Raw genomic sequence first — 8,563 nt, forward strand, 5'->3', positions numbered from 1 at the left:
CCGTTGTCGGATTGATGATGGACACGAGATCAGCCCTGCTCTCCTTTGTGGCATGCTCCCAGTAGGTGGCTGTGAGCGAGGCTCCGACCGCCATCGCCATGATGCGGATGAAGTTCTGCAGTCCGGAACCGCTTGCAACTTTCTCCGGTGGAAGATCGGAGACGGCGAACGAGGTCAATGTCACAAGACAAGCCGGCACGCCTGCACCCAGGACGAACATTGCGATCGCGACGGACATGTAGTCAGCTTGCGCAGTGAACTGGGCACGCATGTAAAAGGAGATAGCCAGCACTGCCATGCCATAGCTGACGATCAGTCGCGGATCGATCTTTGTCATGAGACGTCCGACAATCGGCGCTGTGATGACCGCCAGTATTCCCATCGGCGCTGTCGCGAGGCCCGCCCACGTCGCCGTATATCCCATCATCTGCTGAAGCCACAGCGGCGTAAGGACGATGTTGCCGAAGAACAACCCGAACATCAGGCCGAGCGACACCGTCGATACAACCCAGTTGCGGGACTTGAAGACCGAAAAGTCGAGCACCGGGTCTTCGTCGGTCAATTCCCAAATGACGAGGGCAACCAGCGAAACGGCTGCCACGATGGCCGACCCCACGATGAAATCGGAGGAAAACCAGTCCAGCTCGCGCCCCTTGTCTATCATCAGCTGAAAGGCGCTGACAAAGACGACGAGGAGGAGCAGGCCGACAACATCGATGCGCTTGCGCTCGATCGCGGTCTCCCTGTTTCGCATCAGCCACCACGTCACGCCGCCGACAGCCGCGCCAAACGGGATGTTGATATAAAAGATCCAGCCCCAGAAGTAGTTGTCCGAAATATACCCGCCGAGGATCGGTCCGAATATGGGCGCGACCACGGTCGTCAGGCCCCATATCGCCAGAGCGACGTTCGACTTTTCCTTCGGAAAGACCGACATCAGTAATGTCGCCGACAATGGAATGAGCGGCCCGCCCACGAATCCCTGAAGAATCCGGAACAGCACCAGCATTTCAAGGCTTCCCGAGAGACCGCAGAGGATTGACGTGATCACGAAAGCGAGGACGCAGACCGAGAAGAGGCGAACCTCCCCGAACCGTCGCGCCAGCCAACCTGTCAATGGCACCGTAATCGCCTCGGCAACGGCATAGGCCGTGATGATCCAGGTTCCCTCCGTCGTCGAAACGCCGAGGTCGCCCGAGATCGTCGGCATCGCGACATTGGCGATCGTCGTGTCGAGGACGACCATGAAGTTGCCGAACGACAGCGCGGCCGCCGCCAGCACGAGCTTTGCTCCGCTCAGTGGCGGATGACCGGCTTCCGACATTTTAATGGGCTTCCGACAGATCGATCGTCGCGTGCATCGACAGGCCGACGCGCAATGGGTGTTCGTTCAGTTCCTTCGGATCGAGCCGGATCCGCACCGGAAGGCGCTGGACGACCTTGATCCAGTTGCCGGTCGCGTTTTGTGCCGGTATCGCGGCAAATGCAGAACCCGTACCGCCAGCAAAGCCTTCGACGCGGCCGTGATAGACAACGTCTGTCCCGTAGAGGTCGGAAACCAGGTGCACGGGCTGCCCGGGCTTGACGCGGCGGAGCTGAACTTCCTTGAAGTTGGCATCGACATACATGTCCTGCAGGGGCACCACGGCCATGATCGGCGTGCCGGCCTGAATGCGCTGGCCAACGGCCACCCTGCGCTGGTCGACGATGCCGTCAACGGGCGCGCGGATCATGGCACGCTCGAGGTCGACCTTGGCCTGGTCCAGCTTTGTCTGCGCCGCCACGACCTCGGGATTCGTCTCGACGGTGGTGTCTTCGAACAGCACCTGATTGGCGCGGCGCGCCCCCGCGGCAGCAGCCCGACCAGCTTCCGAGGCTGCGATGCGGGCTTTGGCCTGGGAAATCGCCGCCTGGGCCTGCCGGACCACCGTTTCCGTATCGTCGAGCCGATGAACTGGAATCACACCCTTGACTGACAGCGTCTGCGCGCGGCCGTCGTCCAGGTGGGCCTTGTCGAGATCAGCTTGCGCACGGGCAAGATCGGCCCTCGCCGTCGCCTCGTCCGCGGCGCGGGCGGCCTCCAGCCCGGCCAGGGTTTCGTCGTTTGCAACCATCTGATGGACCTGGCGGCGCGCCCGGCCGAGCGCTGCTTCGGCCTGCTCGACCGCCAGCCGCAGATCGGTGTCATCGAGCTTGACCAGAATATCGCCGGATCGGACTTGCTGGCTATTGACGACGAGAACGCGCTTGACCGGGCCGCTGACAAGGGAGGTTACCTGGGACACCTCGACGTTGGCGTATGCGTTCTCGGTGGTTTCGGTGTCAGCGGCAATGAACGTCGACCAGCCCCACCAGCTTGTTGCGGTCAAGGCCAGTGCCCCTGCAAACACGAGAAACAGCTTCTTGCGGCGCTTTTCCTTGGGTGGCGCTTGATTGGCCTGGGCGTCGTCTTCCCGCCTCAGGCTGATCACTCCATTTTCGTCCGTTGCTGTGTCTTTCACAAGTTCCATGCCCACCATCCATATTTGGTAATGCTCCGTACCTACTTGACAGGTATGGTAATGTACCGTACCAGTCAAGGGGCAAAAGCAAATATCGTTGGAGTCCCCCATGGCCACACCTGCTCGCGCAAAGCGCATGCCTCAGGAAGAACGACGCGCCGCGATTCTCGAGGCGGCCGCACAGGTCTTCTTTGAACAGGGCTACGCCGCGACCAGCATCGACGCGATCATCGAACGCATCGGTGGCTCGAAGCGGAATATCTACAACGAGTTCGGAAACAAGGAGGGCCTGTTCACCGCGCTGGTTACCGAGAGTGCAGACACAGCGCTCGCGGCCCTCTCCGTCGAACGGTTTCCCGGGCGGACCCTCAACGAAATCCTGCTCGAATTCGGGCGGCGGCTATTGGCGATCTATATGTCGCCTGCCCTCATCGGCGTCTATCGCTCGATCATGACGGAGGCGCAGCGTTTTCCTGAACTGGCGAAAGGTTTTTACGACAAAGGCCCGGGCCGAGCCTCAGGCCGCCTTGCCGAAGTGCTGGAAGAGGCAAAGGCCCGCGGTGAAATCCGGATCGACGACTGCCACAGAGCGGCAGACCACCTCGTTGGCATGCTGCGCGACAACCTGCATTTGCAGGTCATTCTCGGGTTGCGGCCGCCGCCGTCGCGAGCGGAAGCGGAAGCCTTCGTGGCTTCGGCGATCGGCATCTTCCTTCATGGAATCTATGGCGGCAATCATCGGTCCGCCCCGAAGGAACGGGCGCAATGACTGGCGTTGAGACTTACGTCGCCGGGCCTGGTTTTGCAGCAGCAAATGACAATCGGAAGGTCGAGGAAGGATACATTCCATTCGTCGCGTTCGTCATTTTCACCGCAACGGCAGCAGCGTTTTTGCTGACTTTGCCAAATTGGTACCTCAGTATCTGACCCCTACTTCAAGCAACTCGAAGTTCAGAAACGCGGCGTGATTGCATCCCCGCGTCATGGACTTCGGTATCGGTCACCCAAACTAATGGATGGGATGTTTATGTTCGCCATAGCGGCTATTTTTTTTGCGCGAGCCACGCAAACTCGACGCAACAGTGATGATGAATCCAGGGCTTGTATCGTTTTCCCTGCAGGCAACACGATGCCAATCGAGCAAGCCAATTGCGCGGCTCGCACTCGGGGAGTTCCTGCCGCGGGCAATCACACTCCGACAAAGCAGATCGATGCAGATCGTCATGATTTCGAACCCTGTGACGCCAGAGGAGACGCAGCATGAGAAAACCGCTGATATTCGGCAGCATTCTTTTAGCGACGACGACTATCGCTGGCCTGTGGTTCGAGATTCCGGCCTTGGGTTGGGTGGACGACAAACCTTTCACGATGTATGGCAACATCGACATCAGACAGGTGCCCCTCGGGTTTCGCGTCACCGGCAGGATCGAGAAAGTCTTCTTCGAAGAGGGCGATGACGTGAAGGCAGGAAGCGTTATAGCCCGCCTCGACAATGTCCCCTACAAAAACGCCGTGGACGCGGTCGAAGCCGAAGTCCTCGGGCTTCGTTCTACCCTGGACAAGCTCGTTGCCGGCCCGAGGAAGTCCGAGATCGCCCAGGCCGCAGCGACACTCAACGAAAGGCTCGCCGATCTCGAGCATATGGAACTGGTCCTTGAGCGAGCGGTTCGCCTGCGCCCGAACGGCACGATCTCGCAGGCAGGGCTCGATGAGGCGAGCGCACAGCATGCAGCCGCTGTGGCGCGTGCCGAGTCCGCGCGGGAAGCATTGGGGCTTCTTCAGGAGGGGTCGAGAGCCGAGGACATCGCTACCGCACGCGCCAATCTGGCGGCGGCCGAGGCGAAGCTTGCCTCTGCTCGGACATCTCTTGCCGACACGGAACTCCGAGCCCCCAACGATGGGATTATTCTGTCGCGGGTACGCGAGGAAGGGGCCATCGTCAGTTCCAGCGACATCGTTTCGGTTCTTACGCTTCGCCAGCCGGTATGGGTGCGCAGCTATATCCCGGAAACCGATCTCGGCAAGATACATCCCGGTATGCAACTCGACGTCTATTCGGACACGCATCCGGATGCTCCGGTCAAAGGAACGGTCGGGTTCATCTCGCCTGTGGCGGAGTTCACGCCGAAGTCGGTCGAAACAGCCGAGCTGCGCACCGATCTCGTCTACAGGCTGCGCATCATCATCGCTGATGCCGGACCGCAGTTGCGGCAGGGCATGCCGGTGACGATCAAGCTGCCGCAAGCGGGCGGTGAGACGAAATGACAATCACCGATGGCCAGCGCGACGAGACCTTCGTCCAGCTTGAAGACGTGACGAAGGCCTTCGGCTCCGCGGTTCCAGCGTTGGACAAAGTTTCGGGCAGTATCAAATCCGGAAAGATCACAGGGCTCGTCGGGCCTGACGGATCAGGAAAGACGACGCTGGTCCGACTGATGACGGGATTGATGCAACCCGATAGCGGTCGCCTGACGGTGCTCGGCCACGATACGAGGCAGGATGCGGCAGCCATCCAGACATCGATCGGTTACATGCCGCAGAGGTTCGGCCTCTATGAGGACCTTTCGGTCAGGGAAAACCTCGATCTCTATGCTGATCTGCGCGGGCTTCCTCCAGAACAGAGGGCCGCTACCTTCGACGAACTGCTGACCTTCACGGACCTCAAACGCTTCTCCGACAGACTCGCTGGAAAGCTTTCCGGCGGAATGAAGCAGAAACTCGGCTTGGCCTGTGCGCTGTTGAAGAAACCAAGGCTCCTTCTGCTCGACGAGCCCGGGGTCGGTGTCGATCCGATATCTCGGCGGGAATTGTGGAAGATGGTCGCCGATTTGACGAAGGAGGGGGTCGGCGTCGTGTGGTCCACAGCATATCTGGATGAGGCGGAGGCCTGTGATAGCGTCCTCCTGCTCAACCAGGGTAAGCTGATGTTTTCAGGCGCTCCCCATGAATTGACCCAGCGTGTCGAGGGGCGCGTGTTCAAGGTCAACGGCATCTCCGGACGAAGAAGACAAGCACTGACGCGGATTCTCGACGATGACGCCGTTGTCGACGGCGTCATCCAGGGCGAAGCGATACGCGTTGTGGTTGAAGCCTCGTCCAGGGAAAACACGTTGATTGAGGTTCTGCCGGAAGGCTCTAGGTTGGAGCCGACCGATCCGCGTTTCGAAGATGCTTTCGTCGATATGCTCGGGGGTGGCCCGGGAGGCCGGTCCGAGCTTGCCGAAGCTGCGACCGCACGCGACACGTCCAATGGCAACATTGTCATCGTAGCCAAAGGACTGACCAAACAATTTGGTGATTTTAGAGCAGCGGACAACATCAACTTTGAAATTCCGCGTGGCCAGATATTCGGATTGCTTGGTCCCAACGGCGCAGGCAAGTCGACGACGTTCAAGATGCTGTGCGGCCTGCTCAAGCCGAGCCAAGGTGAGGGCCGCGTGGCCGGTTTCGACCTGCGGAAAGACACGGCGCAGGCCCGCAACAGGTTGGGTTACATGGCGCAGAAATTCTCGCTCTATGGCGATTTGAGCGTGGCGCAAAATCTCGATTTCTTCGCCGGAGTCTATGGATTGTCAGGTACCCGCAAGCGCGAGCGCATCGCGCTGATGAAGAAGATTTTTTCGTTCGAACAGACGGAAACCATGTCCGCCAAGGATTTACCCTTGGGTCTTAAACAGCGGCTGGCCCTTGCCTGCGCCGTCATCCACGAGCCGGAAGCGCTGTTTCTGGACGAACCGACCTCCGGTGTCGATCCCGTTACCCGCAGGGAATTCTGGACGCACATCAACGGATTGGTGGAAAAGGGCGTGACCGTGCTGGTCACCACCCATTTCATGGACGAAGCCGAATATTGCGACCGGATTTCCCTCATTTATCGCGGCCGTTCCATCGCCCTCGGTTCCCCCGATGAGCTCAAGGCCGGTGTTGCCAATGCTGCCAACCCCGATCCAACCATGGAGGACGCATTCATCGCGCTGGTCCAAGCATCGGACGAGAGGGATGCGGCATGATACGCAAGAGTATTGACCACGACCGTATCAGGCGTCTTGCGGCGCTCGTACGCAAGGAAACCTATCAGCTGGTGCGCGATCCCAGCAGCATCCTGATTGCTTTCGTCCTTCCGATGATCATGCTTTTTCTGTTTGGATATGGCGTTTCGCTGGATACCGATCGAACCAGGATCGGTCTCGTCGTGGAAGAGCCAACCTCGCTGACGCATGACCTGAGCGCAAGTTTCCGGGCATCGCGCTATTTTGACGTGACCTTTGGATCCGACAGGAGAATCTTCGAGGATCAACTCATCGACGGATCGATCCGCGGGATCGTCGTCGTCCCCGCAAAGTTTACGGCCAACTACGCGGCAGGATTGGATGCGCAGCTCCAGGTCATCGTCGATGGCTCCGATCCGAACACCGCCAAATTCGTCCAGAACTACACCCAAGGCGTGGTGGCCTCGTGGAAAAGCATTCGCTCGGCAGACAAGGCGCAGGGCGGGCAAGGACAGGCGGTCGAGCAACGGTTCTGGTTCAACCCCGAACTGACGAGTCGGAATTTTCTGGTTCCGGGTTCCATTGCGATCATCATGACTCTGGTGGGCACCTTGCTGACATCCCTCGTCATAGCACGCGAGTGGGAGCGAGGGACGATGGAAGCGATGATGGCGACACCCGTGACCTCGATCGAGCTTCTGGTGGGAAAGATCCTGCCCTATTTCATTCTTGGCCTGACGTCGATGACGCTTTGCGTCCTGCTGGCGGTGTTCCTGTTCGGCGTGCCCTTTCGCGGCTCGGTGCTCGCGCTTTATGTCTTGTCAGCCGCCTTCCTCGTGCCCGGTCTCGGGCAAGGCCTTCTGATATCCGCTGCGACGAAAAACCAGTTTCTCGCCTCGCAGGCGGCGTTGATTTCGGCATTCCTGCCGTCCTTCCTGCTTTCGGGCTTCCTCTTCGAAATCAATTCCATGCCTGAGATAATCCAGTGGGTCACTGTCATTGTTCCCGCACGCTACCTGATCCCCAGCCTGCAGACGCTTTTTCTGGCGGGTGACATATGGCCGATGTTTCTGCAAGCGGTCGCGGTGATGTTGTTGATCGGCGGCGTATTCTTCGTACTCGCGGCGCGGAGCACGCGCAAAAGGATCGGGTGAGGCCATGTGGTGGACGCGACTTAAAGCGCTGGTCGTCAAGGAACTGCTTGCCGTCATGCGCGACCCGAAGAGCCGCTTGATCCTCATCGTGCCGCCGATCATGCAGCTTCTGGTGTTCTCATATGCGGCGACACTCGAGGTGCGCAACGTCGATATCATGGTTCTCAACCGCGACAATGGACACTGGGGCCGGGAACTGGTCAGCCGCATCGATGGCGCTCCTACCTTCCGGAACATCGTCCTGACCCAGGACCAATCTCGCGTCAGGACCGCAATCGAACGCCAGGAGGTGATTGCCGCGGTCGTGATCGGCACGAACTATTCACGCGATGTGGAGGCACGCCGGGCCACCGGTCTCCAGATCATCCTCGACGGCCGGAAATCCAATGCTTCCCAGATCGTCGCCGGATATCTTAACCAGATTGCCTCCGGTCTGGCCGCCGAGATGCCGGCTGCGTCGTCTGTGCCAAAGGGGCCTGGCGGTCCCGTTACCGTCGTGCCGCGCAACTGGTTCAACCCCAACCTCGAGTTCCAGTGGTTCATGGTGCCCAACCTCATCGCCAGCATCGCGATGCTGATTGGGCTGATCGTGACTGCCCTATCGATTGCGCGGGAACGGGAACTCGGGACATTCGACCAACTTATGGTTTCGCCGCTACGCACCCACGAAATCCTCATCGGCAAGCTCATACCGCCGATGATAATCGGACTGTTTCACATCACGGTCTATATTCTTGCAGCGGTGTTCCTCTTCGACATCCCGTTCAGGGGCTCCCTCATCTACCTTTACGGCAGCGGGATCGTTTATTTGTCGGCCATCGTCGGGATCGGCCTGTTCATCTCCGCGCTGTCGATGACGCAACAACAGGCAATTCTCGGGGCATTCCTGTTCATCGTGCCCGCGACGCTCCTTTCCGGG

General features: G+C 59.5%; 7 protein-coding genes. 5 read left to right on the top strand and 2 right to left on the bottom strand.

What is annotated here, in order from left to right:
• Together AAAB35_RS29145 and AAAB35_RS29150 are read right to left on the bottom strand one after the other, a co-directional pair.
• Positions 1-1,324, bottom strand: a 1,324-nt coding sequence (locus AAAB35_RS29145; protein ID WP_340671825.1) for a DHA2 family efflux MFS transporter permease subunit, incomplete at its 3' end; no start/stop codon positions are given.
• Position 1,325: 1 nt separating this feature from the next.
• Positions 1,326-2,510, bottom strand: a complete 1,185-nt coding sequence (locus AAAB35_RS29150; RefSeq protein WP_340671826.1) for an HlyD family efflux transporter periplasmic adaptor subunit — start codon at positions 2,508-2,510, stop codon at positions 1,326-1,328.
• Between the two features lie 100 nt (positions 2,511-2,610).
• On the opposite strand from AAAB35_RS29150, the gene AAAB35_RS29155 reads away from it, so the two are divergent.
• The 5 genes from AAAB35_RS29155 to AAAB35_RS29175 form a co-directional block, all read left to right on the top strand.
• A complete protein-coding gene (locus AAAB35_RS29155; RefSeq protein WP_340671827.1) occupies positions 2,611-3,270 on the top strand; it encodes a TetR/AcrR family transcriptional regulator in 660 nt (219 codons plus the stop codon).
• A 491-nt stretch (positions 3,271-3,761) separates the two neighbouring features.
• A complete protein-coding gene (hlyD, locus tag AAAB35_RS29160; protein WP_340671828.1) occupies positions 3,762-4,766 on the top strand; it encodes a secretion protein HlyD in 1,005 nt (334 codons plus the stop codon).
• On the top strand, positions 4,763-6,511 hold the full coding sequence (locus AAAB35_RS29165; protein WP_340671829.1) for an ATP-binding cassette domain-containing protein: 1,749 nt from the start codon (positions 4,763-4,765) through the stop codon (positions 6,509-6,511). Before hlyD ends, AAAB35_RS29165 begins: the two co-directional genes overlap by 4 nt.
• Positions 6,508-7,644 (top strand): ABC transporter permease, encoded by a 1,137-nt coding sequence (locus AAAB35_RS29170; RefSeq protein ID WP_340671830.1) that lies wholly within the window; start codon positions 6,508-6,510, stop codon positions 7,642-7,644. Before AAAB35_RS29165 ends, AAAB35_RS29170 begins: the two co-directional genes overlap by 4 nt.
• Before the next feature lie 4 nt (positions 7,645-7,648).
• Positions 7,649-8,563 (top strand): ABC transporter permease (locus AAAB35_RS29175; protein ID WP_340671832.1); only part of this gene is annotated, 915 nt, incomplete at its 3' end.

The organism is Phyllobacterium sp., assembly GCF_037994425.1.
In the GTDB taxonomy this organism is placed as follows: domain Bacteria; phylum Pseudomonadota; class Alphaproteobacteria; order Rhizobiales; family Rhizobiaceae; genus Phyllobacterium.